At 66.1% G+C, this 25,920-nt stretch carries 25 protein-coding genes; 10 read left to right on the top strand and 15 right to left on the bottom strand.

All coding sequences use genetic code 11. The annotated features are described in order from the left end of the window. Positions 1–6: 6 nt before the first annotated feature. The 7 genes from ACZ2IA_RS03260 to ACZ2IA_RS03230 form a co-directional block, all read right to left on the bottom strand. Positions 7–804 carry a peptidylprolyl isomerase gene (locus tag ACZ2IA_RS03260; protein ID WP_470291135.1) on the bottom strand — a complete coding sequence of 266 codons (798 nt, stop codon included), beginning with the start codon at positions 802–804 and terminating at the stop codon, positions 7–9. 22 nt (positions 805–826) lie between these two features. Beyond that, positions 827–1,093, bottom strand: coding sequence for a BolA family protein (locus tag ACZ2IA_RS03255; protein ID WP_470291134.1), 267 nt, complete (start codon positions 1,091–1,093; stop codon positions 827–829). Then, on the bottom strand, positions 1,090–1,392 hold the full coding sequence (locus tag ACZ2IA_RS03250; RefSeq protein ID WP_470291133.1) for a YciI family protein: 303 nt from the start codon (positions 1,390–1,392) through the stop codon (positions 1,090–1,092). The genes ACZ2IA_RS03255 and ACZ2IA_RS03250 overlap by 4 nt, the downstream gene beginning before the upstream one ends. Beyond that, complete coding sequence (locus tag ACZ2IA_RS03245; protein ID WP_470291132.1) at positions 1,392–1,925, bottom strand: septation protein A; 534 nt, start codon at positions 1,923–1,925, stop codon at positions 1,392–1,394. The genes ACZ2IA_RS03250 and ACZ2IA_RS03245 overlap by 1 nt, the downstream gene beginning before the upstream one ends. Before the next feature lie 154 nt (positions 1,926–2,079). After that, entirely contained in the window at positions 2,080–3,045 is a 966-nt protein-coding gene (locus tag ACZ2IA_RS03240; protein WP_470291131.1) for an SPFH domain-containing protein, read from the bottom strand. Between the two features lie 2 nt (positions 3,046–3,047). Continuing rightward, positions 3,048–3,482, bottom strand: coding sequence for an NfeD family protein (locus ACZ2IA_RS03235; RefSeq protein WP_470291130.1), 435 nt, complete (start codon positions 3,480–3,482; stop codon positions 3,048–3,050). An 81-nt stretch (positions 3,483–3,563) separates the two neighbouring features. After that, on the bottom strand, positions 3,564–3,689 hold the full coding sequence (locus ACZ2IA_RS03230; protein ID WP_470291129.1) for a hypothetical protein: 126 nt from the start codon (positions 3,687–3,689) through the stop codon (positions 3,564–3,566). A gap of 173 nt (positions 3,690–3,862) precedes the next feature. Between ACZ2IA_RS03230 and ACZ2IA_RS03225 the strand changes: the two genes are divergently transcribed. From ACZ2IA_RS03225 to ACZ2IA_RS03210, 4 genes are all read left to right on the top strand, one after another. Then, positions 3,863–4,450, top strand: coding sequence for an IMPACT family protein (locus ACZ2IA_RS03225; RefSeq protein WP_470291128.1), 588 nt, complete (start codon positions 3,863–3,865; stop codon positions 4,448–4,450). Positions 4,451–4,525: 75 nt separating this feature from the next. Continuing rightward, positions 4,526–5,167 carry a nucleotide-binding protein gene (locus ACZ2IA_RS03220; protein WP_470291127.1) on the top strand — a complete coding sequence of 214 codons (642 nt, stop codon included), beginning with the start codon at positions 4,526–4,528 and terminating at the stop codon, positions 5,165–5,167. Positions 5,168–5,510: 343 nt separating this feature from the next. Further along, positions 5,511–6,461 carry a GMP reductase gene (locus ACZ2IA_RS03215; RefSeq protein ID WP_470291126.1) on the top strand — a complete coding sequence of 317 codons (951 nt, stop codon included), beginning with the start codon at positions 5,511–5,513 and terminating at the stop codon, positions 6,459–6,461. Between the two features lie 170 nt (positions 6,462–6,631). Then, on the top strand, positions 6,632–8,230 hold the full coding sequence (locus tag ACZ2IA_RS03210) for a methyl-accepting chemotaxis protein (protein ID WP_470291125.1): 1,599 nt from the start codon (positions 6,632–6,634) through the stop codon (positions 8,228–8,230). Positions 8,231–8,295: 65 nt separating this feature from the next. Here ACZ2IA_RS03210 and ACZ2IA_RS03205 read toward each other — a convergent pair whose 3' ends face one another. From ACZ2IA_RS03205 to ACZ2IA_RS03185, 5 genes are all read right to left on the bottom strand, one after another. After that, positions 8,296–8,928, bottom strand: coding sequence for a LysE family translocator (locus ACZ2IA_RS03205; RefSeq protein WP_470291124.1), 633 nt, complete (start codon positions 8,926–8,928; stop codon positions 8,296–8,298). Between the two features lie 80 nt (positions 8,929–9,008). Beyond that, positions 9,009–9,629, bottom strand: coding sequence for a M15 family metallopeptidase (locus ACZ2IA_RS03200; protein WP_470291123.1), 621 nt, complete (start codon positions 9,627–9,629; stop codon positions 9,009–9,011). After that, positions 9,598–10,572 (bottom strand): S66 peptidase family protein, encoded by a 975-nt coding sequence (locus tag ACZ2IA_RS03195; protein ID WP_470291122.1) that lies wholly within the window; start codon positions 10,570–10,572, stop codon positions 9,598–9,600. Before ACZ2IA_RS03195 ends, ACZ2IA_RS03200 begins: the two co-directional genes overlap by 32 nt. Next, complete coding sequence (locus tag ACZ2IA_RS03190) at positions 10,573–11,835, bottom strand: hypothetical protein (RefSeq protein WP_470291121.1); 1,263 nt, start codon at positions 11,833–11,835, stop codon at positions 10,573–10,575. It abuts the gene before it with no gap. Between the two features lie 86 nt (positions 11,836–11,921). After that, positions 11,922–13,172 (bottom strand): D-amino acid dehydrogenase, encoded by a 1,251-nt coding sequence (locus ACZ2IA_RS03185; protein WP_470291120.1) that lies wholly within the window; start codon positions 13,170–13,172, stop codon positions 11,922–11,924. 281 nt (positions 13,173–13,453) lie between these two features. On the opposite strand from ACZ2IA_RS03185, the gene ACZ2IA_RS03180 reads away from it, so the two are divergent. The 3 genes from ACZ2IA_RS03180 (at position 13,454) to ACZ2IA_RS03170 (ending at position 17,221) form a co-directional block, all read left to right on the top strand. Further along, on the top strand, positions 13,454–15,037 hold the full coding sequence (locus ACZ2IA_RS03180; RefSeq protein ID WP_470291119.1) for an ABC transporter substrate-binding protein: 1,584 nt from the start codon (positions 13,454–13,456) through the stop codon (positions 15,035–15,037). 67 nt (positions 15,038–15,104) lie between these two features. Next, positions 15,105–16,316: a M20 aminoacylase family protein gene (locus tag ACZ2IA_RS03175; RefSeq protein WP_470291118.1), complete on the top strand. Its 1,212-nt coding sequence runs from the start codon at positions 15,105–15,107 to the stop codon at positions 16,314–16,316. Next, complete coding sequence (locus tag ACZ2IA_RS03170; RefSeq protein ID WP_470291117.1) at positions 16,313–17,221, top strand: LysR family transcriptional regulator; 909 nt, start codon at positions 16,313–16,315, stop codon at positions 17,219–17,221. The genes ACZ2IA_RS03175 and ACZ2IA_RS03170 overlap by 4 nt, the downstream gene beginning before the upstream one ends. A 103-nt stretch (positions 17,222–17,324) precedes the next feature. Here ACZ2IA_RS03170 and alaS read toward each other — a convergent pair whose 3' ends face one another. The 3 genes from alaS to recA all read right to left on the bottom strand — a co-directional run bounded on the left by alaS (position 17,325) and on the right by recA (position 21,625). Beyond that, positions 17,325–19,955 (bottom strand): alanine--tRNA ligase, encoded by a 2,631-nt coding sequence (gene alaS, locus ACZ2IA_RS03165; RefSeq protein ID WP_470291116.1) that lies wholly within the window; start codon positions 19,953–19,955, stop codon positions 17,325–17,327. 150 nt (positions 19,956–20,105) lie between these two features. Further along, positions 20,106–20,573 (bottom strand): recombination regulator RecX, encoded by a 468-nt coding sequence (gene recX, locus ACZ2IA_RS03160; RefSeq protein ID WP_470291115.1) that lies wholly within the window; start codon positions 20,571–20,573, stop codon positions 20,106–20,108. Further along, positions 20,570–21,625: a recombinase RecA gene (gene recA, locus ACZ2IA_RS03155; RefSeq protein WP_470291114.1), complete on the bottom strand. Its 1,056-nt coding sequence runs from the start codon at positions 21,623–21,625 to the stop codon at positions 20,570–20,572. Before recA ends, recX begins: the two co-directional genes overlap by 4 nt. A gap of 245 nt (positions 21,626–21,870) precedes the next feature. Here recA and hrcA point away from each other — a divergent pair, with 245 nt between their 5' ends. Genes hrcA through dnaX form a run of 3 tightly spaced genes read left to right on the top strand, consistent with a single transcriptional unit; the run spans position 21,871 to position 25,918 of the window. Continuing rightward, positions 21,871–22,902, top strand: a complete 1,032-nt coding sequence (hrcA, locus tag ACZ2IA_RS03150; protein WP_470291113.1) for a heat-inducible transcriptional repressor HrcA — start codon at positions 21,871–21,873, stop codon at positions 22,900–22,902. 51 nt (positions 22,903–22,953) lie between these two features. Further along, positions 22,954–23,970, top strand: a complete 1,017-nt coding sequence (mltB, locus tag ACZ2IA_RS03145) for a lytic murein transglycosylase B (protein WP_470291112.1) — start codon at positions 22,954–22,956, stop codon at positions 23,968–23,970. Positions 23,971–23,986: 16 nt separating this feature from the next. Then, entirely contained in the window at positions 23,987–25,918 is a 1,932-nt protein-coding gene (dnaX, locus tag ACZ2IA_RS03140; protein ID WP_470291111.1) for a DNA polymerase III subunit gamma/tau, read from the top strand. Positions 25,919–25,920: the final 2 nt, after the last annotated feature.

Genomic DNA, 25,920 nt, shown 5'->3' with positions numbered 1-25,920 from the left:
AGGGTGTTATTGGATTTTGGCCGAGCTGCGCAGGCCATCGACCGTCTTGGCGATTTCCTGCTCTTGCAGGTCACGCTTCAGCTGGCCCTTCACCTGGTCGAACGGCGGCACCTTGGCGTCGCGGATGTCCTCAACCTTGAACACGTGCCAGCCGGCGTTCGACTTTACCGGCGTCGGGCTCACGCCGCCCTTCGGCAGCGATTTCAGCGCCGTGGCCAGCGGCGGAACGTCGCGTTCCAACGCGGACAGGTTCATGTAGCCCATGTCGCCGCCGCTCTGCTTGGCCACTGGGTCTTTCGAGCGGGCCTTGGCCAGCGCTTCGAAGTTGCCGCCTTTTTTCAGGTCGGCGATGGCTTTCTTGGCGTCGTCTTCGGAGCCCAGCACGATCTGGCGAGCGTGCACTTCCTTGGTGCCCTTGATGTTGCCCGAGATCTTGTCGTAGGCGGCCTTCACCTTGGCGTCGTCAACCGGGTCCTTTTTCAGGATGTCGGCGAACAGTGCTTCCTGTACCAGGTCGTTGCGTACTTCGTCCAGACGCTTCTGCACTTCCGGGCTCTTGTCGAGGCCGCGACGCTTGGCTTCCTGCAGGATCAGCTCGCGGTTGATCAGGCGGTTCTTCACCTCTTCGCGCAGCGACGGGCTGTCTTTCACTTGGCCGTTGCTGTTCTTCATCAGCATGGCGACGGCGTTGTCCACTTCGCTCTTGTCGATTGCCGAGCCGTTGACGGTGGCTACCGGGGCAGCCAGCACGGGCAGGCTCAGGGTGGCTGCCAGCATGGCAGCGGCCAGTCGATTCAGTCGCATGTGTTATTCCCTCGAGTGAGATTTAGATTTCTTCCGGGCTGAGCGCACGGATGGCCAGCGCATGGATGCGCGTCTGCATCAGTTCGCCCAGTGTGCTGTAGATCAGCCGCTGCCGCTCCAGCCGTGACAGGCCGGTGAAACGGGGGCTAACGATGGTCAGCCGGTAATGCCCGCCACCGCTTTTGGCGCCGGCGTGGCCGGCGTGCAAAGCGCTTTCGTCTTCGATGTCGACGTGTTCGGGGGCGAGTTCGGCCAACCTATCCCGCATAAGCGAGAGTGTATCACTCATGCGGGCAGGACCTGCTTGAACGGCTTGACGTCGACATGCTGGTAGACGCCGGCCGCCACGTACGGGTCGGCGTCGGCCCAGGCGCGCGCGGCGTCGAGCGAGGCGAATTCGGCGACGATCAGGCTGCCGGAGAAACCGGCCGGACCGGGGTCGGACGAGTCGATCGCCGGGAACGGGCCGGCCAGCACCAGGCGGCCTTCTTGTTGCAGCGCGTTCAGACGGTCAAGATGCGCCGGGCGGGCCGCGAGGCGGGCGTCGAGCGAGCCGTCGCGGTCGTGGCCGATGATGGCGTAGAGCATTACTTGGAATCCTCGATGTATTTGGACAGGAACAGGCTTTGCGCGATGACGAAGGCGATCATCAGGCCGATTCCGCCAAACAGTTTGAAGTTGACCCAGATTTCCTCGCTGAAGTGGTAGGCGACCAAGAGATTGATGCCGCCCATGGTGAGGAAGAACCCGGACCAGGCCAGATTGAGCTTTTTCCAGACGCTGTCGGGCAGGTTGATCTGCTGCCCCATCAGGGCACGCATGCCGTTTTTGCCGGCGAGGGCCCCGGCCAACAGGCCACCACCCATGATCCAGTAGAGCAGGGTGGGCTTCCACATGATGAAGTGTTTGTCGTGCAGCAGGATGGTCGCACCACCGAGCACCACGATCAGGCCAAGGCTGACCCACTGCAGCAGTTCCACCTTGCGGTGGCGAATCCAGGCGACGGCGACCTGCAACACCGTGGCGATCATAGCGACGCCGGTGGCGATGAACATGTCGCGGGTGAACCAGTAGGCGCCGAAGAACAGCAGGACGGGAAAGAGGTCAGCGAGAAATTTCATGCAAACGATTATGGGGGCAGGCGCCGGCTTCGACAAGCCGGCGCGTCGGTTGGCCGAAGGCGGGCAGGGTGGCTGAGCCGGGCTCTGCTGCTGCTGACAAACTGGCATGGGACACGCTGTGTGGTGGAGAGGTTCCCGGGACGGTTGCCGTGCCTCAGCCCTTCGCCGCCTCTTTGCCGGCGCTCTGGGTACCCTTGACAATCTGCAGCGCCGAGGCGACCAGTCCGCCGACGTCGGCGACATTCGCCGGCAAAATCAAGGTGTTGTTGGTCTTGGCCAATTTGCCGAAGGCGTCGACATACTGCTGGGCCACCTTCAGGTTGACCGCTTCGATACCGCCCGGCTCGTGCACCGCACCGGCAACCCGACGGATCGCGTCGCCGGTGGCGTCGGCGACCAGCCGCAGCGCCTCGGCTTCGCCTTGCGCCTTGTTGATGGTGGCCTGTCTTTCGCCGTTCGACAGGTTGATCGCCGCCTGCATCTGGCCTTCGGACTCCTGGATCGCGGCGGCGCGCTGGCCGGTGGCGAGGTTGATCTGCTCGATCTTGCGGCCTTCCGAGGTGGCGATGCGGGCGCGTTTTTCGCGCTCGGCGGTAATCTGTGCCTGCATGGCGTGCAGGATTTCCTGCGGCGGCACCAGGTCCTTGATCTCGTAGCGCAGCACCTTCACGCCCCAGGAAATCGCCGCCTCGTCGAGCGCCGCCACCACCGCGCGGTTTATCTCGTCGCGCTCCTCGAAGGTCTTGTCGAGTTCCATCTTGCCGATCACCGAGCGCAGCGTGGTCTGCGCCAGCTGGCTGATCGCGACCACATGGTTGCTCGAGCCGTATGAGGCCAGCTGCGGGTCGGTGATCTGGAAGTACAGGATGCCGTCGACCTTCAGCTGGGTGTTGTCGCGGGTGATGCAGATCTGGCTCGGCACATCGAGCGGGATCTCGCGCAGATTGTGCTTGTAGGCGATCCGGTCGATGAACGGAATGATGATATTGAGGCCGGGGGTCAAGGTGCCGTGGTAGCGGCCGAGCCGCTCCAGGATATAGGCGCTTTGCTGCGGCACCACGGTGACCGACTTGAAGACGAAGATGACGAAGGCGACGAACAGGACGATCGCGAATTCCATGCTTACCTCGGTTGGGGATGCTGAAGGGAAAGAATCAGTCGGTTGCCGTCACGGCCGACGATGTAGCCGTGCTCGGGCGCTGCGGCGGGGTTGGCCGAATCGAGTTGGATGTCCCATTCGGCGCCGCGATAGAAGCCGCGGCCGCGACCGTCGGCATCCAGGCGCAGGATGGTGACCTGCTGGTAGAGATCCGGGTCGTTGATGGTCGGGTCGACCGGGCGTTTTTTGAGACGGCGCCGGTACCGGGTCAGGATGGTGAAGCCGATCAGGCCGATCAGGCTGCTGGCCAGCAGCGAATAGACCGGTTCGGCCCCGAGCAGCGCAAACATGCCGCCGCCGGCCAGCGCCACGGCGACGACCAACAGGTAGAACGAACCGGAGAGAAATTCGAAAATCAGCGCGACCAGCGCGCCGACAAACCAGACAGTGGGCGTCATCAACGGTACCGGGAGGCAAAACCCCGACCATTGTCGACTTCCGGACGGCCTATCGCAAGCCCGGAAGTCATGTCGAAGGCATCAGACGTGATCCCGGTCGGGCAGGGTGTGCGACAGCCGTTCTTCGCCTTCGTCGTCGAACCAGGTGCGCAGCGCGAAGCCGACTGCGACGACGACAACCCCTAAACCAATCAGCAGCATCAACATGATGAGTCCTCCTCGACGAAAGGGCGGGCGAGAAAACGAGTTCTTTTACCCAGTGTAGTTCGTGCCCTGAGCGCTTGCAGGACGGCCGCGTGGGGCTCCAATCCGCGCCTTCGGCTCGCCGATTTCAGTCTGGCGCTCTAAGATACCGGCCTGTCCACGTCGCCGAATTGCCCATGTATCACCTGAAACAGCCTTGCCAGAGCGAGATCGAGATCAAGAAGAGCCGCTTCATCGCCTATGTCGAACCGGTGGCGAACCGGGCCGAGGCGATGCAGCGGCTCGCCGAATTGCGCCGGCAGTACCCGGACGCCCGCCATCACTGCTGGGTGCTGCTCAGCGAGACCGACTCCGGCCTCGACGACGACGGCGAGCCGGGTGGCACCGCCGCCAAGCCGATGTACAACGTGCTGATGCACCGCAAGCTGACCAATGTGCTGGCGGTAGTGGTGCGTTACTTCGGCGGCATCAAGCTCGGCGCCGGCGGGTTGGTACGGGCGTATTCGCAGGCGGTCAGCGAGGCGCTGGTCGACGCCGAACTGGTCGCGGTGGTGCGCAGCAAGACGCTGTGGTTCGAGGTGCCGTTTTCGCTCGAGTCGGCGCTGCGGCGTTGGTGTGAGCTGCACGGCGTGGCCATCCTCGACGTCGCCTACAGCGAGGCGGTGCGCTTGCGGGTCAGCTTGGCCGAAGACAGCGCCGACGCGCAGTGCGCGGCGCTCGCCGACAGCCTGCACGGCGCACTGACGGTGATCGCCGACGCCTGAGCCGCTTGGTCCAGGCCGGGGTCCGGCCGCGCGGATGGGGTATAGTGGGCCGATACCGATGGCCGAGGGGCGGCGATGTTTTCGATCCTGATTGCGAATCCCAAGGGCGGCAGCGGCAAGTCGACGCTGGCGACCAACCTGGCCGGCTACTACGCCGGCGCCGGCCGCAAGGTGATGCTCGGCGACGTCGATCGCCAGCAATCGGCGCTCGGCTGGCTGGCGCGGCGCCCGGCCAGCTTGCCGGCGATAACCGGCTGGGAAATCAAGGTGGGCGAGCCGGCACGGCCGCCGAAGGGCACCGAAGTGGTGGTGCTCGACGGCCCGGCCGGCCTGCACGGCAAGAAGCTCGAGGCGCTGGTCGAGCGGGTCGACCGGGTGATCGTGCCGATCCAGCCGTCGCCGTTCGACATGGCGGCGAGCGAGCAGTTTCTGACCCGGCTGTTCGAGGAGAAGGCAGTGCGCAAGGGCCGCGCCTATGTCGGCGTGGTCGGGATGCGGGTCGACCCACGCACCCGCTCGGCGCGCGAGCTGGAGTCCTTCCTCGGCCAGTTCGAGGTGCCGGTGCTGGCCTGGCTGCGCGATACCCAGCTCTACGTGCAGGCCGCGAGCAGCGGCGCCACGCTGTTCGATTACCGGGCGGCGCAGGTGGCGCGCGACCGCGAGAGCTGGCAGCCGATCATCGACTGGCTACGTATCAGCGAAGGGCGGGTCGGCTGAGAGCCTGTTCATAATCTTGCTGCGCGGCCCTGATCGGGGTTCATGTGCTGCTCGAAATCCTCATGTACTCGAAGTACATTCCGGTTTCTGCGCTGCTCTTCGCCCCGCTGAGGCCAGCTCGCGACAGATTCTGAACAGGCTCTGGAAAAGCGTCGAATAGTTTGATGTGAAGTATTGACACGTCGAAGTAATAAGCCTAAATTTGGCAGGAATTTTGTGTGCGAGCCGCGGTGCGGCGCGCAGGGAAAAGTGCAAACGGGAGCCCCCAGGGGCTCCCGTTTTGTTTGGGGCCCGTCGTTTTATGGGCCGGTCAAACATCGCATTACCCTTGGAGGACGCACGCATGATCAAGACTGAAATCAACTACGGCGACATTTACCTCGTCCCGAAAAAAACCCTCGTCGACAGCCGCAAGGAGTGCGACACCTCGGTGCAGTTCGGCCCGCGCCGCTTCGAGATGCCGATCTACCCGGCCAATATGAAGTCGGTGGTCGACGCCGATACCTGCGAATACTTCGCCCGTCGCGGCTGGTTCTACACCATGCACCGCTTCAACGTCGACGCGGTGGCGTTCTGCAAGGACATGCAGGACAAGGGCTTGTTCGCCTCGATCAGCATGGGCGTCAACGATGACTCCTACGAGCAGCTGCGCGAGCTGAAGGCCGCCGGCATCACCCCGGAATACATCACCGTCGACGTCGCCAACGCCTGGTGTGTGAAGGCCGAGCGGATGATCAAGTTCATCAAGGCCGAGCTGCCGGGCAGCTTCCTGATCGGCGGCAACATCGCCACCGCCGGCGCGGCACGCGACCTGCAGACCTGGGGCTGCGACGCGGTGAAGGCCGGCATCGCCGGCGGCCGTGTCTGCATCACCAAGAACAAGACCGGCTTCCACCGCCCGATGGTGTCGACGGTGCTCGACGTGGCGGCCGCGGTGACCATTCCGGTGATCGCCGACGGCGGCATTTCCGAGCACGGCGACATGGCCAAGGCAGTCAACTGCGGCGCGACGATGATCATGGCCGGTTCGCTGTTTGCCGGCTTTGACGAGTCGGCCGGCGAGATCGTCGAGATCGACGGCAAGCACTACAAGGAATACTTCGGCAGCGCCTCGCAGTTCAACAAGGGCGCCTACGTCAACGTCGAAGGCAAGAAGATCCTGGTCGACTACAAGGGCAGTATCGACAAGCTGTTGAACGAGCTGCAGGAAGACCTGCAGTCGTCGGTGAGCTACGCTGGCGGCACCACGCTGGTGGCGCTAACCGACGTCGAGCGGATCTTCGTGCATCGTTGATCCAAACGTGACAGCAGCAGAGAAAGGGGCGAGTTCGCCCCTTTTTTTCATTTGCAGCTATTCAAAAAGCATTTTTTCCAACGGATTGATCTTAAGTTTAAGCCATATGGCATGACCATTTTGATAGAATGGCTTAAATAATCCAGCCCATTCGAAAAAAATCTCTACAAATGAAGACAAACCTGCCCGTTACCGACGAAGAGCTGTCCGTCCACCCCGATCATCCGATCGTCACCAAGACCGACCTGAAAGGCACGATCACCTACGCCAACCGAGCGTTCATCGAGATCAGCGGCTTCAGCGAGGAGGAGTTGCTCGGTCACAACCACAATGTCGTGCGTCACCCGGAGATGCCGCCGGAGGCGTTTCGCGACCTGTGGGACACGGTCAAGACCGGCCGGCCGTGGCGGGGTCTGGTGAAGAACCGCGCCAAGAACGGTGCGTTCTACTGGGTCGAGGCGTACGTGACGCCGATCATCGAGAACGGCCGTACCGTCGGCTATATGTCGGTGCGTTCGACGCCGAGTCGTGCCGAGGTACAGGCGGCCGAGGCGCTTTATCGCGCGGTGCGCAGCCGCGCGGCGGCGCTGCCGTCGACGCTGCGGGCGCTGCAGCGTCGCGTCAACCCGCTGCGCTGGGGGGCGATCGGCCTGGGGATCGGCGGTGGGTTGATGCTCGGCGGCGCGGTGATCCCCGAGATCGACACCGGTAGCCGTCTGCTGTTGGCACTGCCCGGTGCCGCGCTGGCGCTGGGTAGCGGCGGCTGGCTGGCTGCGCGTCTGAGTGCAGCGCTGGGCGCGCTGCGCGAGGGTTTCCGCGCGCTGGCCGAAGGGCGGCTCAACCAGAACCTCAACGCCACCGACGGCGGGCCGGTGGGCCGGTTGGTGGTCGAGCTCGAGTCGCTGCGCATCCATTTGCGCGCGGTGATCGCCGACGTATCGAGCGTCGGCAGCGTCACCTCGGCGGGCGCCGGCTCGCTGCGCGAGGAGATGCACGCGCTGGCGTCGCGCACCGTCGAGCAGGGGAGCGGGCTCAGACAGATCAGCAGCAATATGGAAGTGATGAGCGGCGCGATCGGCGAGGTGGTGACGTTGGCCGAACAGGGCCGGCAGGGCGCGGCGCGCACCCGCGAGGTGGCGACCGAGGGCAGCGCGACCATGCAGGCCGCCACGCTGGCGGCCGAGCGTGCGGTGAACGTGGTCGACGAGTCGCGCCAGGCGATGCAAGAGCTCGACCAGGCGATGACCGAGATCCGCAGCATGACCAGCCTGATTCACGAGATCGCCGACCAGACCAATCTGTTGGCGCTGAACGCCGCGATCGAGGCGGCGCGCGCCGGCGAACTGGGCCGCGGCTTCGCGGTGGTGGCCGACGAGGTGCGCAAGTTGGCCGAGCGCACTACGAGCACCACCGACTCGATCGGGGGCATCGTCGGCCGGATCGGCACGATCACCCAGTCGGCGGTGGCGAGCATGGACTCTACGGTCAGCGAGGTGGGTCAGGTCACCGAGCAGATCCGCCTGTCTTCGGCCAACCTCGACGGCCTGATCGCCGCCGCCGAACAGGCCAGCGCGCAGGCGGTGGAGCTAGCGGCGCAGGTGTCGCAGAAGTCGCAGGCGGTGCACGAGGTGGCGTCGTCGCTCGAGCAACTCAACGCGCTGGCCGACGATAACCTGGCGACCACCCGGCTGGTCGAGGGCAGCGCCGACCGCCTGGCCGAAGCGGCCGGCGATCTGGCCAAGCTGACGCGCGACTTTCGCAAGCACTGAGCGAATGCCGCCACCAAAGAAAAAGCCTGTCGAATCGGCAGGCTTTTTTATTAGGCCATTGCGGGTCAACGGCGTGATTCGGCCAACATTCTCAGCGCCAGGCCACCGAGCACCGCCCCCATCAGTCGGCGCTGGATCCGCTGCCACAGCGGCCGTCTGGCCAGGAAGGCGGAGATGCCGGCGGCGCTGATGATGATCAGCGAGTTCATGGTCAGGCTGACCGCGATCTGCGTGCTGCCGAGCACCAGCGACTGAACGAGGACGCTGCCCTGGGTCGGCACGATGAATTGCGGCAGCAGCGCGAGATAGAGCAGGGCAACCTTGGGGTTGAGCAGGCTGGTGACGAGGCCGATGGTGAACAGCTTTTTCGGGCTGTCCGGCGCCAGTTCGCGCACTTCGAACGGCGATCGGCCACCCGGTTTCAGCGCCTGCCAGGCAAGGTAGAGCAGGTAGGCGGCGCCGGTCAGACGCAACGCGTCATAGGCGTAGGGCACGGCGAACAACAGCGCCGAGATGCCGAAGGCCGCGCACAGCAGATAGAACACGAAGCCGAGCGCCACGCCACCCAGCGAGACGAAGCCGGCATGACGGCCCTGGCAGAGCGAACGGGAAAGCAGGTAGATCATGTTCGGCCCCGGGGTCAGCACCATGCCGAGAGCGACGAGGGCGAAGGTGAACAGATGAGTCAGGTCGGGCATGGCGGGGCTCCGAGTAGGCTGAAGACGAGAGCATAACACGGGTGCCCTGACACGGTTTCAGCCGACGATGGGCCGAGACCTTACTCCACCAGCCGGAAGGTGGCACGGATCATCGCCTTGTCCGCCGCGTCGAAATGCCACCACTCGGTCGGGATGATGGCGAAGCCGGCTTCGGTCATGCAGCGGCGCAGCAGCCGCCGGTTGGCGTGCTGCTCGGCGCTCAGCCGGCCGGAGTCGAGCATCTCCTGCTCGCGCACCGGGTGCGACAGCTCCGTGAAGTCGTCGAATGGCGTGCCCATGTCGAGTTCCTCGCCGTGCTCGTCCTCCAGCGTCAGGTCGATCGCCATGCCGAAGCTGTGGATCGAGCCGCGATCGGGGTTGGCGACGTAGATTTCTTCCGGTGTGCCGACCACCTCGGCCCACAGCTCGCGCTGCACTCGTCCCGGGCGCAGCGCGTCGAACACCCGCAGCTGCCAGCCAGGGTGGTAGCGCTGCAGTCGTTTCGCCGCATCGCGCAGTTGCGCGGCCGCGCGCCGATGCAGGAAGCCGCCGTCGAACTGACCGTACAGGTCGCGGCCGACGAAGTTGTTGTTGCCGGCGTAACGCAGGTCGATCCGCACATGCGGGATGTCTCGGATGGACACGTACTCGTCGTGGCCGGTCAGCGCTTCAAGCGGGATGATGATGTGCGCGGGCTTCATCCTGGGCCTCCGCGATAAACAGGGTTTGATCGAGCCGGACGGTCTGGCGGTCGGCGTCGAGGGTGACGGTGGCGCCGAGCGGCAACGTCATATTCGGCGTGCAATGGCCGGCGCACCAGCCGGCCAGCACCGGGATCTGCAAGGGCAGCAGGTAGTCCTCCCAGACCATGTCGAGTGCGGCGAGTTTGTCGGCGTCGGCGTGCGCGAAGTCGCCGAGCAGCACACCGCGAAGCGTGCCGAGCACGCCGGCGAGGCGCAGCTGGTTGAACAGCCGGTCGAGCCGGTAGGGTTCCTCGTTGACGTCTTCGAGGAACAGGATCGCGTCGTCGGCCTGTAGCGCCCATGGGGTGCCGAGCATCGCGCACAGCATGCTCAGGTTGCCGCCGACCAACCGACCCTGCGCCACACCGCCGCGCTGCGTCACGAGTGGATAGCCGGTCGGGTGTGGCAGCGTGCTGCCGGCGCCGAGTTCACCACGCAGCTGTGACCACAGCGCGGCCTCGGTCAGCGGGTCGTTGTGGCGGATCAGGTCGCTGGTCATCATCGGGCCGTGAAAGGTGACGAGCCCGGCCTGCTGGTTGAACAGTATGTGCAGGGCGGTAATGTCGCTATAGCCGATGAAGGGCTTGGGATGGTGGGCGATCAGGCCGACGTCGATCGCGTCGAGCAGCCGCGGCGAACCGTAGCCGCCGCGCAGGCACAGCACCGCGTCGAAGCGCGGATCGGCGAAGGCAGTGTGCAGGTCGTCGAGGCGCACGGCATCGCTGCCGGCCAGGTGGTGCAAGCGGGCGTGGCAGCTGGGCAATAGCACGGCGTGGTAGCCGCGTTCGGCCAACCATGGCTCGATGTGGGCGACCTGCTCGGCGTCGGCGGGGCCGGCCGGGGCGATGACGGCGATGGTGGCGCCGTGGCGTAGCGGGCGAAGCAGGGCGGGCGAGGTCATTCAGGGCTCCAGCCAGTGTGTCATCAGGGTATCGATGGCGGCGCCCAGCGTCGCCAGTTGCTTAGGGTACACGCTGCCCGGCAGTGTCGGGTCGGCGTAGCGCTCGCCGAGGTTGCTGGTCAGCGCGACGATGTAGTGGCGCCGGGCCCGCCCCGGGGTGCCGCTCACGATGCCGGCGTCGCTGCCGTAGTTCTCGGTGCAGCCGGTCTTGTGGTCGAAGTAGACCTCGGCGGCGTCGATCGCCCGCGTTACGTCGGGCGGATAACGCTTGTCGCCGACCCGGGCGCCGCCGTCGGGCGTCAGCCAGCGCGGCGCGAGCCAGGCGGGCAGGCCACGAGGGTAGCCGGCGCCGGCGAGCACCGTGCTCGACAACAGTTCGTGCAGGCCCTGCTCACGCAGCAGGCGACGCAGCAGCGCCCGTTCGGCCAACCTCAGCGGTCGTTGCACTGCTTGATTGCCGACTCGCCAGTTCGGTGTGGGTGCTTCGTCGTCCAGCAGCCACAGCAGCCGTGCCATGTCCCAGGCGCCGACGTGGAGGTGGCCGACGCCCGATCCCGCCGCGTTGCTCCAGCCGCCGTCGCTGGCAGTGTCGCCGAAGCGCAGCAGCGACAGCCCGAGTCGGGCGCACAGCGCGTTGACGGTGTTGGCCGTTTCTCCTTCTTCGTTGCGGCGGATCTGCCCGAGATCGTGCAGCAGCCGGGTCAACGCGCAGGTCGCGCGGTTGCAGCTGACGGTGATCATCGGGTCGAGCCAGTCGAGCAGCGGGCGCGTTTCGCCGTCGTAGGCGATCGGGCTGGTAAGTGACAGTCGGCCGGCCGCGACCAACTGCAGCACGCCGAGCGCCGGCAGCAGCTTCAATAGCGACGCCGGGTACGGGGAGACGAAATCGTGCGCGTCGTCGCCCGCCCGATTGAGCGGTTGCCAGGCCAGTCGCGACCAGTCGCTGTCCGGTCGCCACGCGATGCTATTGCCCGCGGCGTCCTGCTGGTCGGCGAGGAAACGGACGTTGTCGATCGCCAAGCTGGCCGGATCGAAGTGCGCGGTAATGCCCTCGGGAAAGTCGCGCGAGAACAGCAGGTTGGCGAACACCGGCGCGACGCCGGGCGGGAAGGCGATCAGCGCGAGGTCGAGCGACGGGAAGTGACGCAACGGCCGGCCACCGTCCTGCGGGTCGGCGATCAGTTCGAGATGCTGGTCGAGCACGGCGCGGCGCAGCGCGTCGGCGAGCGTCGCCGGGTCGAGTGGCGGCAGGGGCGGCGTCATCGTGGCGGGGGTCCTCGTCTCGGCATCAGGCAGGGTCCGGCGCATGCCATCAGTCTAGGGTAAGCGCGATTTAGATCACAACGTGTTCACAACGCCGGCTGCAAGCCGGTTAGTTCCGGCGGGATCGGCTGGCCGAGCAGCTGGCGGCTGAGCAACTCGGCGCTGCCCGCGGCGAGGGTGAAGCCGAGTGCGCCGTGGCCGAGGTTTAGCCACAGGTTGTCGAGGTCGGCGCGGCCGATCAGCGGCACGCCGCTCGGGGTGGCCGGGCGCAGGCCGGCCCAGGGGTTCGCCTGATCGAGCCGGCCACTCTGCGGCAGGCTGCTCTCGATCAACCGGGTCAGCGTGGCGATGCGGTCATGGTCGATGCGGTTATCGAAGCCGACCAGGTCGACCATCGCCGCCACGCGCAACCGCTCGCCGATCGGCGCGTACAGCACCTTGTTGTCGAAGTCGGTGACGCTGAGCCGCGGCGCCTGCGGGCCGAGCGGCATGTCGAGGCTGTAGCCCTTGAGCGGGTAGAGCGGCAGGCGCAGCCCGAGTTGACGCCCAAGCGCGACGCTGCCGACGCCGGCGGCGAGCACCACCGCGTCGCACTCGTAGCGGCCGCTCTGGGTCAGCACCGCGCCGATGCGGTTGCCGTGGCGCTCGAAGCCGGTCACGGTTTCGCCGAAACCGAAGCGCACGTCGAGCCCTTCGCGGGCGATCCATTCCTTCAGTTGCAGGCAGAACAGCCGGCAGTCGGCGACTTCCTCGCTGGGGGTGTAGATGCCGCCGGCGATGCGGCCTTGCTGGTTCTGCAAGGCCGGCTCCAGCTCGGCGCAGGCAGCGCCATCGAGCGCCTGCTGCTCGGCGCCGAGGCTGCGCTGGAAATCGAGCAGCCGCTGCGCGGCGTCGAAGCCTTCTGGCTGGCGGAACACCACCAGCTTGCCGTTACGGCGCCATTCAAAGCCGGCGAGACCGTCGTCGCGCAGCTGCGCCATCAACGCGCGGCTGTGCTGCGCCAGCTGCCAGAGCCTTGCGGTGCCGCGATGGTTGGCCGACACGTTGCAGAAATGCAGAAACTGCCACAGCCACGCCCACTGCCCGGGGTCGGCGCGCAGCTTCAGCCGCATCGGGGCGTCCTTTTGCCACAACCAACCCAGCGCCTTCATCGGCATGCCGGAGTCGGCCAAGGGGGCGACGTAGCTGTAACTGAGCTGCCCGCCGTTGGCGCGGCTCGCCGCCTGGGCGACGTCGTCGGCCTGGTCGAGCACGGTGACGCTCAACCCTTCACGCGCCAGGTAGTAGGCGCTGGTCAGGCCGATCACGCCGCCGCCGATGATGCAGAGTCGTTTCATGAGTAGGGAATGCCGATGGTGATGCTTTCAGCGTACGCAGTGCCGGCTAGGCTGACCAATGAAAAGATGCGCGAGGGGTATAACCTGCGGTTGTGGGGCCGGGCTGTGACGGCGCTGTTACGCCAGCCGGGTCGAGGCTGCTAATCTAGCCTTGTGGCTCGCCCATGACCTAGGGTTATGCCTTCCCCACAATAATTCATTTGGGGTGAAGTGCCCGGAGCTCTAGAATCGGCAAAGCAGTCTGCAAAAAGGCCTGCGAAATAACACAAAGGAGAAATTGGATGAAGCGTCGCTTTGCTGGCCTGGTGGCCGCGTGCGCGGTGAGCGTGGCCGCGCCGCTGGCGTTGGCCGCCAAACCGCTGGTGTTCTGTGCCGAGACGGCACCCGAAGGCTTCGACCCGGCGCTGTGGGACAGCGCGTCGACCTATAACGTCGTCCGGCAGCTCTTCCAGGGCCTAGTCGAATTCAAGCGCGGCGGTACGGCGATGGAGCCTGCGCTGGCGACCGGCTGGGAGATCTCGGACGATGGGCTGGAGTACACCTTCCACCTGCGCCGCGGGGTCAAATTCCACAGCACCGATTATTTCCAGCCCAGCCGCGACTTCAACGCCGACGACGTGGTGTTCACCATCACCCGCTGGATGAACCCTGAGTTCCCGTTCAACAAGGCGTTCAAGACCCAGTTGCTCGGCCCGAACGACTACGGCATCGCGCAGAGTGTGGTATCGGTGCAGAAGGTCGACCCGTACACCGTCAAGCTGCACCTGAAGGAGCGCAACTCGACCTTCATCAACTTCCTGGCGATGGGCTTTGCCGGCATGCAGTCGGCCGAGTACGCGGGCAAGCTGTTGGCCGAAGGCCGCGCCGCCGACATCAACCAGAAGCCGATCGGCACCGGTCCGTATCAGTTCAAGAGCTACGCCAAGGATTCGGCGGTGCGCTACGCGGCCAACCCGAACTACTGGGGCAAGAAGCAGAAGACGCAGAGCCTGGTGTTCGCGATCGTCACCGACCCGCAGGTGCGGTTGCAGAAGCTCAAGGGCAACGAGTGCCAGGTGGCCGCGGCGGTGCGCGAGTCCGACCTCGACGGCCTGAACGGCACGCCGGGGATCAAGATCGCCTCGACCGGGGCGATGAACATCTCCTACCTCGCCTACAACCTGAAGCGCCCGCAGTTGGCCAACCGCGACGTGCGGGTGGCGCTCGACATCGCGATCGACCGCGACGCCTTGTTCCGCGCGATGTTCCCGAAAGGCGGCGCGACGCAGGCGGTCAACCCGTTCCCGCCATCGGTGTGGGGCTGGAACGCCAAGAACAAGAACGAGTACAACCCGGAGAAGGCCAAGCAGCTGCTCGCCAAGGCAGGCTATCCGGACGGCTTCACGCTGAATCTGTGGGCGCTGCCGGTGCAGCGGCCGACCAACCCGAACGGCAAGCTGATGGCGCAGATGATCCAGCAGGACTGGGCCAAGATCGGCGTGAAGGCGACGATCCAGAGCTACGAGTGGGGCGAATACCTGAAGCGCGCCGGCCAGGGCGAGCACGACGTCTATATGAGCGGTTGGACCAGCGACTCGGGCGACCCGGACGACTTCCTGTGGGGCACGTTGTCGTGCAGCGTCAGCAAGGACGGCCAGCGCTTCTGCAACAAGGAGTTCGACGAGCTACTGCAAAAGGGGCGGCAGACCAGCGACAAGCGCCAGCGCACCGCCTACTACCTGAAGGCGCAGGAAATCTTCAAGCGCGAGCGGCCGTGGATCACCATCGCGCACTCGAAGATCTACATCCCGATGCGCAGCGAGGTGCAGGGCTTCGTGATGAACCCGAATGGATCGTTCGACTTCGAAGACGTGTATCTCAAGTAAGCATCGCGATCAAACCCCTCCCGGCGGGGGCTTCGGCCAATCCGCCGGTCTTTCATCCGGTGGCACCATGGATCACATTTCCCCTTCACCCCACCCGCTGTTCGACGCGCTGCGGCCGTTTGCGCCCGAGCTGATCGCGTTCCGGCGCGAACTGCACCAGTACCCGGAGCTGTCGCAGGTGGAATTCCGCACCAGCGACCGCGTCGCCGAGCTCTTGACCGCCTGGGGCATAGCCGTGACCCGCGGCATCGGCGGTACGGGTCTCGTCGGCACGCTGCGCGCCGGCAGCGGCACGCGCCGCATTGGTCTGCGCGCCGACATGGACGCGCTGCCGATCCAGGAAGAAACCGACAAGCCGTACGCCTCGCAGCACGCCGGGGTGATGCACGCCTGCGGCCACGACGGCCATACCGCGATGCTGCTGCTGGCGGCGCGCTACCTGGCCCAGACCCGCGCTTTCGACGGTACCGTGCAGTTCGTGTTCCAGCCCGACGAGGAAAAGGACGCCGGCGCCGAGCGGATGATCGCCGACGGCCTGTTCGAGCGTTTCCCGGTCGACGGCATCTACGCGATGCACAACCAGCCTGACATGGAGCAGGGCGCCCTGGCGGTGCGCGTCGGCCCGGTGATGGCCGGCACGGTGCGCTTCGACATCGACATCATCGGCGTTGGCACGCACGCGGCGCGTCCGCACAAGGGCGTCGACCCGATCGTGATCGCCTCGCACGTGGTGCTGGCGCTGCAGACCATCGTCAGCCGCAGCATCGACCCGCTCGAGTCGGCGGTGGTGACGGTCGGCACCTTGCAGGCCGGCACGGTGCACAATGTGGTGCCGCAGCGCGCCACGCTGTCCGGCACGATGCGCTACTTCAGCCCGGCGGTGCGCGAGGTGCTGGAGCGGCGGCTGCCGCTCCTGGTCGAGCAGACCGCCGCCGCGCACGGCGCGCGCGCGGTGGTGCGGCTGCAGCGCGGTTACCCGTCGACGATCAACCACGAGCGCGAGGCCGGCTACTGCCGCGAGGTGGCGCGCCGCCTGGTCGGCGACGAGCACCTGATCCTCGACAAGCCGCCGAGCATGGGCGCCGAGGACTTCGCCTATATGCTGCAGGCGGTGCCGGGCTGCTACGTCTACATCGGCAACGGCGCGGGCGAGGGCGGTTGCCTGCTGCACAACCCTCAGTACGATTTCAACGACGACAATGTGCTGGTCGGCGCGGCGTTCTGGGTGGCGCTGACCGAGCACCTGCTGCCCGTCGAGGGCGGTGTGGATCGGGCATGAGGCTGCGCCATATCGAGATCTTCGGCGTGGTGATGCAGGCCGGCTCGATCAGCGCCGCCGCGCAGTGGCTGCATGTGTCGCAGCCGGCGGTGACCAAGGCGCTGCAGCAGGCCGAGCAGCAGCTGGGCTTTCGGTTGTTCGAGCGGGTGAAGGGCAAGCTCTACCCGACGCCGGAGGCGGCCGAGCTGTACGCCGAGGTAGAAAAACTCAACGTCAACGTCCAGGCGATCCGGCGGCTGGCGGCCAATCTGCGCGGCGGGGTGGCCGAGCGGGTGAAGGTGGTGGCGACGCCGGCGCTGGCGGTCGGCGTGATGCCGCAGGCGCTCGGCCAGTGGCGACGCAGGCATCCGCACACGCTGTGCGATCTGGCCACCCAGCACACCCGTGAGATCGTCGAGGCGCTGTTGATGCGCGAGGCCGACGTCGGCTTCACCATGCAGCCGCCCGATCATCCCGGCGTTGACAGCCGGGTGCTGGCACGCGCCGAGATGGTGGCGATCGCGCCGCCGGGCTACTGGCCGGCGGCAACGTTGGCCGAACCACTGGCTATCGCCGAGTTCGACGGCGCGCCGACGATAGGCTTCCCCGAATCCGACCCTATCGGCCGGCAGTTCGCCGACGCCTGTGCACAACACGGCGTGACGCCGGCGATCTCCACCTGCGTGCAGACCTTCCAGATCGCCCGCGAGCTGGTGGCGGCCGGCGGCGGCTTGGCGCTGGTCGACCCGTTTACCGCCAGTCTGGCCGGCAGCACCGGCATCGCCGCCCGGCCGCTGCAGCCGGCGATCGGCCTGGAAATCTGCGCGTTGACGGTGCGCGGCAAGGCCGTCGGCGACAGCGCCGCGCAGATGATCGAGGCGTTTGCCGATGCGGCGCGGTCGATCATCGCGGTGGGGCCGGACTGAGCCGCGCATTCCACCGTTCGGCCAACCTTTAGACGTTCCCAGCCATGAAAAAACCGCGCTGCCGCCGAAGCGGGAGCGCGGTTGTTGACTGACGCGGCGCGGCTTACTTGGCGTCGACCCAGGCCTCGACGCTGGCGAGCGCCAGGTGCAGGTGTTCCGGCTGGGTGCCGCCGGCCTGGGCCATGTCCGGACGGCCACCGCCCTTGCCGCCTACCTGCTGGGCGACGTGGTTGACCAGCTCGCCGGCCTTGATGCGGCCGGTCAGCTCCTTGCTGACGCTGGCGAGCAGCGCCACCTTGCCCTCGATCACCGAGCCGAGCACCACCACCGAGCTGCCGAGACGATCGCGCAGCCTGTCGGACATGGTGCGCAGCGTGGCGGCGTCGACGCCGCCCAGCTCGGCGGTGATCAGCTTGAAGTCGCCCTTGTCGAACACCGCGGTGGCGATCAGCTCGTCGAGCTTGGTGAACGCCATCTGGTTCTTCAGCGTAGCGATTTCCTTCTCGAGCGCCTTCAGCTGTTCCTGCTGGCGGGTCAACTTGCTGACCAGTTCGCCCGGCTGCGCCTGGATCAGCGATGCGGCGTCGCGCAGCTCGTTCTCCTGGTTCTGCACCCAGGCCAGTGCGCCGGCGCCGGTCACCGCCTCGATCCGGCGCACGCCGGCGGCGACGCCACCCTCGGCGGCGATCTTGAAGAAGCCGATGTCACCGGTGCGCGACACGTGGGTGCCGCCGCACAGTTCGGTGGAGAAGTCGCCCATCTTCAAGACGCGCACTTCGTCGCCATACTTCTCGCCGAACAGTGCCATCGCGCCGGCGCGGATCGCGTCGTCGTACGGCATCAGGCGCGCCGATACCTCGTAGTTGGCGGCGATCACGTGGTTGACCACGCGCTCGATCTCGGCGATCTCGACGTCGGTCACCGGGCCGGTGTGGGCGAAGTCGAAGCGGGTGCGCTCGAAGTTGACCAGTGAGCCCTTCTGCGCGACGTGTTCGCCGAGCACATGGCGCAGCGCGGCGTGCAACAGGTGCGTCGCCGAGTGGTTGCGCGCGGTGGCCAGGCGCTTGTGCAGGTCGATGGTGGCCTGCACGGTGTCGCCGACCGAGAGCTGGCCGCGGGCAACGCGACCGCTGTGGCCGAACACCGCGGCCTTGATCTTCTGCGTGTCGGTCACGTCGAACAGCGCGTTGACGCCGCCGGCGACCGAAATCTCGCCGGTGTCGCCGACCTGACCACCGCCCTCGGCGTAGAACGCGGTGTTGTCGAGCACGACGATGCCCTCGTCGCCTTCGGCCAAGGTCTCAACCTGCTCGTTGCCCTTGTAGAGCGCGAGGATGCGCGCGTCGACGCTGACGCTGCCGTAGCCGTTGAAGCAGGTGTCGTCGCCCTGGTAGTCGACGTTGCCGGTCATCTTGAAGGTGGACGCGGCGCGGCTCTGTGCGCGCTGCGCTTCCATCGCGGCGTCGAAGCCGGCCTGGTCGATGGTCAGCTCGCGTTCGCGGCAGATGTCGGCGGTCAGGTCGAGCGGGAAGCCGTAGGTGTCGTAGAGCTGGAACGCGGTCTTGCCGTCGAGCACCTTTTCGCCCTTCGCCAGCGCGGCCTCCAAGAGCACCATGCCCTTGTCGAGCGTCTCGGCGAACTTGATCTCTTCCTGCTTGAGCGCGTCTTCGATGATTGCCTGGCGCTCGCGCAGTTCCGGGTAGGCGTCGCCCATCTCGGCGACCAGGTCGGCCACCAGCTTGTGGAAGAACACGCCCTTCTGACCGAGCTTGTAGCCGTGACGGATGGCGCGGCGGATGATCCGGCGCAGCACGTAGCCGCGGCCGTCGTTGCTCGGCATCACGCCGTCGGCGATCAGGAAGGAGCAGGCGCGGATGTGGTCGGCGATCACCTTCAACGACGGCACGTCCATGCTGAACGGCACGCCCACTTCGCGGGCGGCGGCTTTCAACAGGTTCTGGAACAGGTCGATCTCGTAGTTGGCGTGTACATGCTGCAGCACGGCCGAGATGCGCTCAAGGCCCATGCCGGTGTCGACCGACGGCTTCGGCAGCGGGTGCATCGTGCCGGTTTCGTCGCGGTTGAACTGCATGAACACGTTGTTCCAGATTTCGATGAAGCGGTCGCCGTCTTCTTCCGGACTGCCCGGAGGGCCGCCCCAGATTTCCGGGCCGTGATCGTAGAAGATCTCGGTACACGGGCCGCACGGGCCGGTGTCGCCCATTTGCCAGAAGTTGTCCGAGGCGTACGCTGCACCCTTGTTGTCGCCGATGCGAACGATCTTCTCGGCCGGTACGCCGACTTCCTTGTTCCAGATATTGAAGGCTTCGTCATCGGTGGCGTACACCGTGACCATCAGCTTGTCCTTCGGCAGATTCAGCCACTGTGGCGAGGTGAGGAACTCCCACGCGAAGACGATCGCGTCGCGCTTGAAGTAGTCGCCGAACGAGAAGTTGCCCAGCATCTCGAAGAAAGTGTGGTGACGCGCGGTGTAGCCGACGTTTTCCAGGTCGTTGTGCTTGCCGCCGGCGCGCACGCATTTCTGTGAGGTGGTGGCGCGGGTGTACGGGCGCTTGTCGAAGCCCAGGAACACGTCCTTGAACTGCACCATGCCGGCGTTGGTGAACAGCAGTGTCGGGTCGTTGCCTGGCACCAGGCTGCTCGAGGCCACGATCTGGTGGCCCTTGCTTTCGAAGTACTGCAGAAACTTCTGGCGAATTTCAGCGGTTTTCATGGTCGATGTGTCGCAATGCAAAAGCCCGACGCGGTGGCGTCGGGACTGGATTCGTGAGTCCGGAACCTGTCGATTGTGGCAACTGGCGCCACGGCTGGCAAGGTTTTCGGCCAACATGGCGGTGGCTGGCCGGGTTGGCCGAAAGCCCTGTCACTCGTCAAAGCCGTCGTCGGGTAGCTCATCGTCGCCGGCCGTGTCGAGTACCTGGCGGATCACGCTGCCGGAAAAACCCCGTGCGGCGAGGAAGCGCATTTGCTTGGCTTTTTCCTGCAGGGTACTCGGCGTGCTGCCGAATTTCTTCTGCCACTGGGCGCGGGCGGTGGCGAGTTCGTTATCACCGCTCTGTACCAGCTCGCGGATGGTGGCGTCGTCAACGCCCTTCATCCGTAGCTCCTGCGCTACCCGGCGTGCGCCGTATTTCTGGGTGCGAACGTGGGCAAATTGCTCGGCGAAGCGGCTGTCGGACTGCCAGCCGCGCTCGGCGAGGTCGGCGAGCAGGGCATCCAATTCGGCGGCCGATTCGGCGTGCGGCGCGAGCTTGCGGGCCAGTTCGGCCCGCGAGTACTCGCGCCGCGACAGCAAGTCTAGGGCTCGCGCCCTCAGACTCTTTCCGGTCATGCCAACAGGTCGTCGGCCAGTACGCCGTCGGTTTCGTCCTGGGTGCCTTCGGTGATGGAGAGACTGACGCCGACCTTCTCGCGGACCTTGGCTTCGATCTCGCGGGCGATGGCCGAGTTGTCCTTCAGCCACTGACGGGTGTTGTCCTTGCCCTGGCCGATCTTCTGGCCGTTGTAGGCGTACCACGCGCCGGACTTGTCGACGAAGGCGTGCTCGACACCCATATCGATGATCTCGCCTTCGCGCGAGATGCCTTCGCCGTACAGGATGTCGAAGGTGGCCTGGCGGAACGGTGGCGACACCTTGTTCTTCACCACTTTCACGCGGGTTTCGTTGCCGACCACTTCCTCGCCCTTCTTGATGCCGCCGATACGACGGATGTCGAGGCGGACCGAGGCGTAGAACTTCAGCGCGTTACCGCCGGTGGTGGTTTCCGGGTTGCCGAACATCACGCCGATCTTCATGCGGATCTGGTTGATGAAGATCACCAGGGTGTTGGTGCGCTTGATGTTGCCGGTCAGCTTGCGCAGCGCCTGGCTCATCAGGCGGGCCTGCAGGCCGACGTGGCTGTCGCCCATCTCGCCTTCGATCTCGGCCTTCGGCACCAGAGCCGCCACCGAGTCGACCACGATCACGTCGACGCCGCCCGAACGCACCAGCATGTCGGCGATTTCCAGCGCCTGTTCACCGGTGTCCGGCTGCGAGATCAGCATCTCGTCGACCTTCACGCCGAGCTTCTGCGCGTACTGTGGGTCGAGCGCGTTTTCCGCGTCGATGTAGGCGCAGGTGCCGCCCAGCTTTTGCGCCTCGGCGACCACCTGCAGGCACAGGGTGGTCTTACCGGACGATTCCGGGCCGTAGATTTCCACCACGCGACCGCGCGGCAAGCCGCCCACGCCCAGAGCCAGGTCGAGGCCGAGCGAGCCGGTGGAGATCACTTGCAGGTTTTCGGTGATCTGGTTGTCGCTCATGCGCATGATCGAGCCCTTACCGAACTGCTTTTCGATCTGGGCCAGGGCCGCACTCAGCGCTTTGCTTTTATCGTCCGCCATGCTTTCTCCAAACGGGGGTCTTGGGTTTTGGCCGCCGGCACTGCCGTCCGGGGGGAGGCGCTGCCGGGTCGGCAGGCCCGCCGGGCCTGGATTCGGGCAGGTTTTGCCTGCGGCGCTTACGGGAAACTGGCCGGAATTATCGCACAAATCGGCGCGCCGCATTTTTGCCGCGGATGGGATGGGCGCAGCGCTTGAGAAATCGCGGCTTTGCGTCCACTTTTGCAAGTAAGGAGGGCTGTGACAGAATGAAAGCCATGTTGAATGACCGCGCCCAACGCCTGCTCAAGACGCTGATCGAACGCTATATCGCCGACGGTCAGCCGGTCGGCTCGCGCACGCTGTCGATGCTGTCCGGTCTCGAACTGTCGTCGGCGTCGATCCGCCACGTGATGGCCGAGCTGGAAGAGATGGGGCTGATCGTCAGCCCGCACACCTCGGCCGGCCGGGTGCCGACCGCGCGCGGTTACCGCATGTTCGTCGACAACCTGCTGACCATCGGCCCCTTGCAGGACTCGCTGATGAGCCAGCTCGAAACCGGCCTGCGCCCGGACAGCCCGCAGCGAGTGGTGCAGGCCGCGTCGTCCTTGCTCTCCGAGCTGACCCACTTCGCCGGCGTGGTGCTGACCCCGCAGCGGCCCGACGCGGCGTTTCGTCAGATCGAGTTCCTGCGGCTGTCGGAAAAGCGCATCCTGCTGATCCTGGTCACGCTCGACGGCGACGTGCAGAACCACCTATTGACCCCCGAGCGCGACTACAGCAGCGCCGAGCTGACCCTGGCAGCCAACTTCCTCAACAGCCATTACGCCGGGCTCGGGCTCGCCACCGTCGCCGAACGGATGACGGCGGAACTCGCCCAGTTGCAGAGCGACATCTCCTCGCTGATGGCTGCGGCGATCGAGCTGGGCCGGCGCGCGCAGTCCGACCCGGCCGACGCGGTGGTGATCAGCGGCGAGGCGAAGCTGTTGCAGGTCACCGACCTGTCCGACGACATGACCCGGCTGCGCGAGCTGTTCGCCACCTTCGAGCACAAGACCGAGCTGCTGCAACTGTTGAACCAGAGCCGCGGCGGGCAGGGTGTGCGCATCTTCATCGGCGAGGAGTCGGGCGTGATGACGCTCGGCGACTGCTCGGTGGTCACCGCGCCTTACCTTATCGACGGCCAGGTGGTCGGCACGCTGGGCGTGGTCGGCCCGACCCGCATGGCCTACGAGAAAGTCATCCCGATCGTGGACATCACGGCGCGCCTCATCAGCAGCGCGCTGTCGCATCACGAATGAACCCGGCGCGGGACGGCGTTCGGCCGACCCGCGCCAGCACTGGAGTTTTCCATGATCCGAAGCAAGACCCTGCTGGCCGCTGTCGGCCTGATTTTCGCCGGCCACGCGCTGGCCGACGCGGCGTTTCTCGCGCGGCCGGACGTGCAGCGCTATATCGACGAGCAGGTGGCTACCGGCCAGTTCAACCGGCCGGAGCTGGAGGCGGTGTTCGCCAACGTGGAAACCAAACCGAACATCCTGAAGATCCTCGACAAGCCGTCCACCTCGCGGCCGTGGTACCAGTTCCGCCCCAACCACGTGAACGAGCGGCTGATCGCCGGCGGCGCCAAGTTCTGGCGTGACAACCTGGCGGCGCTGGAAAAAGCCCAGCAGATCTACAAGGTGCCGCCGCAGATGATCGCCGCGATCATCGGCATCGAAACCGGCTACGGCAGCAATATGGGCAGCTTCCGCGTGGTCGATGTGCTGTCGACGATCGGCTTCGACTACCCGCGCCGCGCCGAATACTTCCGCGGCGAGCTGACCGAATTCCTGCTGCTGGCCAAGGAGGAGCGCGCCAACCCGCTGTCGTTCAAGGGCAGCTACGCCGGCGCGATGGGCATGCCGCAGTTCATGCCGTCGAGCTACCGCAAGTGGGCGGTCGACTTCGACGGCAGCGGCCATCGCGACATCTGGAGCAACCGCAGCGACGCGATCGGCAGCGTCGCGCATTACTTCGCCACCTTCGGCTGGATCGGTGGCGACGACATCCTGCTGCCGGCGCAGGTGACGCCGGGCCCGCAGATCGACAAGCTGGTGTCCGACAAATTCAACCTTCACTACACGGTGGGCGAACTGAAGAAGATGGGCATCTCCCCGCAAGCACCGGTGCGCGACGACGTGAAGGCGGTGCTGGTGCCGCTGGAGACCTCGCCGGGGGTGACCGATTACTGGCTCGGTTTGAACAACTTCTACGTGATCACCCGCTACAACCGCAGCACCCTGTACGCCAAGGCCGCCGAGGAGTTGGCCGAAGCGATCCGCGAGCGCTACTACGCCGAACAGTTCGCCCCGCGCCAAGCGCAATAAGGTAGAATCCGCCGCCATGAGTTACCAAGTACTTGCCCGCAAGTGGCGTCCCAAGCGCTTCGCCGACCTGGTCGGCCAGGAGCACGTGGTGCGAGCGTTGTCGAACGCGCTGGCCGATAACCGGCTGCATCACGCCTACCTGCTCACCGGCACCCGCGGTGTGGGCAAGACCACCATCGCGCGCATTCTCGCCAAGAGCCTCAACTGCGAGACCGGCGTCACCGCCGAGCCGTGCGGCGTCTGCAGCGCCTGCACCCAGATCGACGCCGGCCGTTTCGTCGACCTGCTGGAGATCGACGCGGCGTCCAATACCGGCATCGACAATATCCGCGAAGTGCTGGAGAACGCCCAGTACGCGCCGAGCGCCGGGCGCTTCAAGGTCTACATCATCGACGAAGTGCACATGCTGTCGAAAAGCGCCTTCAACGCGATGCTGAAGACGCTGGAAGAGCCGCCGGCGCACGTGAAGTTCATCCTCGCCACCACCGACCCGCAGAAGGTGCCGGTCACGGTATTGAGCCGCTGCCTGCAGTTTTCGCTGCGCAATATGACGCCGCAGCAGGTCGCCGCGCATCTGGCGCACGTGCTCGACGTCGAGGCGCTGCCGTATGAAGCGCCGGCGCTGGCCTTGCTCGGCCGTGCCGCCGCGGGTTCGATGCGCGACGCCTTGAGCCTGCTCGATCAGGCGATCGCCTACGGCGTCGGCAAGGTCGAAGAGAGCGGGGTGCGCGCGATGCTCGGCGCGGTCGACCGTCGTTACCTGTTCACCCTGCTCGACGCGCTGGCGGCGGGCGAGGGCGCGCAACTGATCGCCGAGGCCGAAGCGTTGGCCGAACGCGGCATCGGTTTCGACAGCGCCTTGGCCGAGATCGCCGCATTGCTGCAGCAGATCGCGCTCTACCAGACCGTGCCGGCGGCGCTGCCGGACGACGAGCCGGAGCGTGACGCGATCGTGGCGCTGGCCGCGGCGCTGACGCCGGAAGACGTCCAGCTTTACTATCAGATCGCGCTGCACGGTCGCAAAGACCTGCCGCTGGCGCCGGACGAACATTCCGGCTTTTCGATGACGCTGCTGCGCATGCTGGCGTTCCGGCCGCTGACGCTGGACGCGGGCGAAGCGCCAGCGGCGCCGGCCGCCGCTGCCCGTCCGGCTTCTTCGGTCAACCCGGCGCCGAGCGCTCCGGCCGCGACCGGCCAGGGCGCCGCCGCGGCGCGTGCCGCGCTGGCCCGCGCCGGCGGTCGCGACGAGACTCAGAGTGCGGCACGGTCGTCCGAGCCGCGCGATCCGGAACCCGAGCCTGCGCGGCCGGCTGCACCGGTGCTGACACCCAAGCCCGCGCCGGCACCGCAGCCGGCTGCTCCCGTCGCAGCGGCCGAACCGGTCGATCTGCCGTGGGCATCGGACAACGAGCCGCCACCGCCACCTCCGCCGCCCGAAGAGTGGGGGGAGCCGGTGTCAGCGCCGGTACAGTATGACGAGCCACGCCAGGCCGAGCCGGCCGCCTCGGCCGCGCCGGCTGAAGTTGCCGCCCGCCGCCGCCCGCCGGCCGACGCTGGGTTCGACGACTGGGGCGCGCTGGCGCTGGAGTTGGCACCACAGTTGGGCGCCGCGCAGATGCTGGCGCTCAACGCCGTGCTGCTGCAACGCGACGGCGCGAACTGGACCTTCGCGGTGTCGAAGAGCTTCGCCAATACCCCGGCGACCAACCGCGACCGGGTCGAGAAGCTGCGTAGCGTGCTGTCCGAGCACCTCGGTGACGAGATCCAGGTCGAGCTGGTGGTGCAGGACGACGCCGGCGACACCCCGGCGATGCAGCGCGCACGTTATAAAGAAGAACAGCTGGTGGCCGCCGAGGCCTCGCTGCGTCAGGACCCCGTGGTCAAGGCGATGGAGCGCGAGTTCGGCGCCACGTTGTTGACCGATACCATTCAACCTATCCAGGAGTAACA

Source organism: Crenobacter sp. CS_VA4 (genome assembly GCF_055597485.1).
The sequence above is the reverse complement of the archived record's forward strand: the minus strand, read 5'-3'. Positions and strand labels throughout refer to the sequence as shown.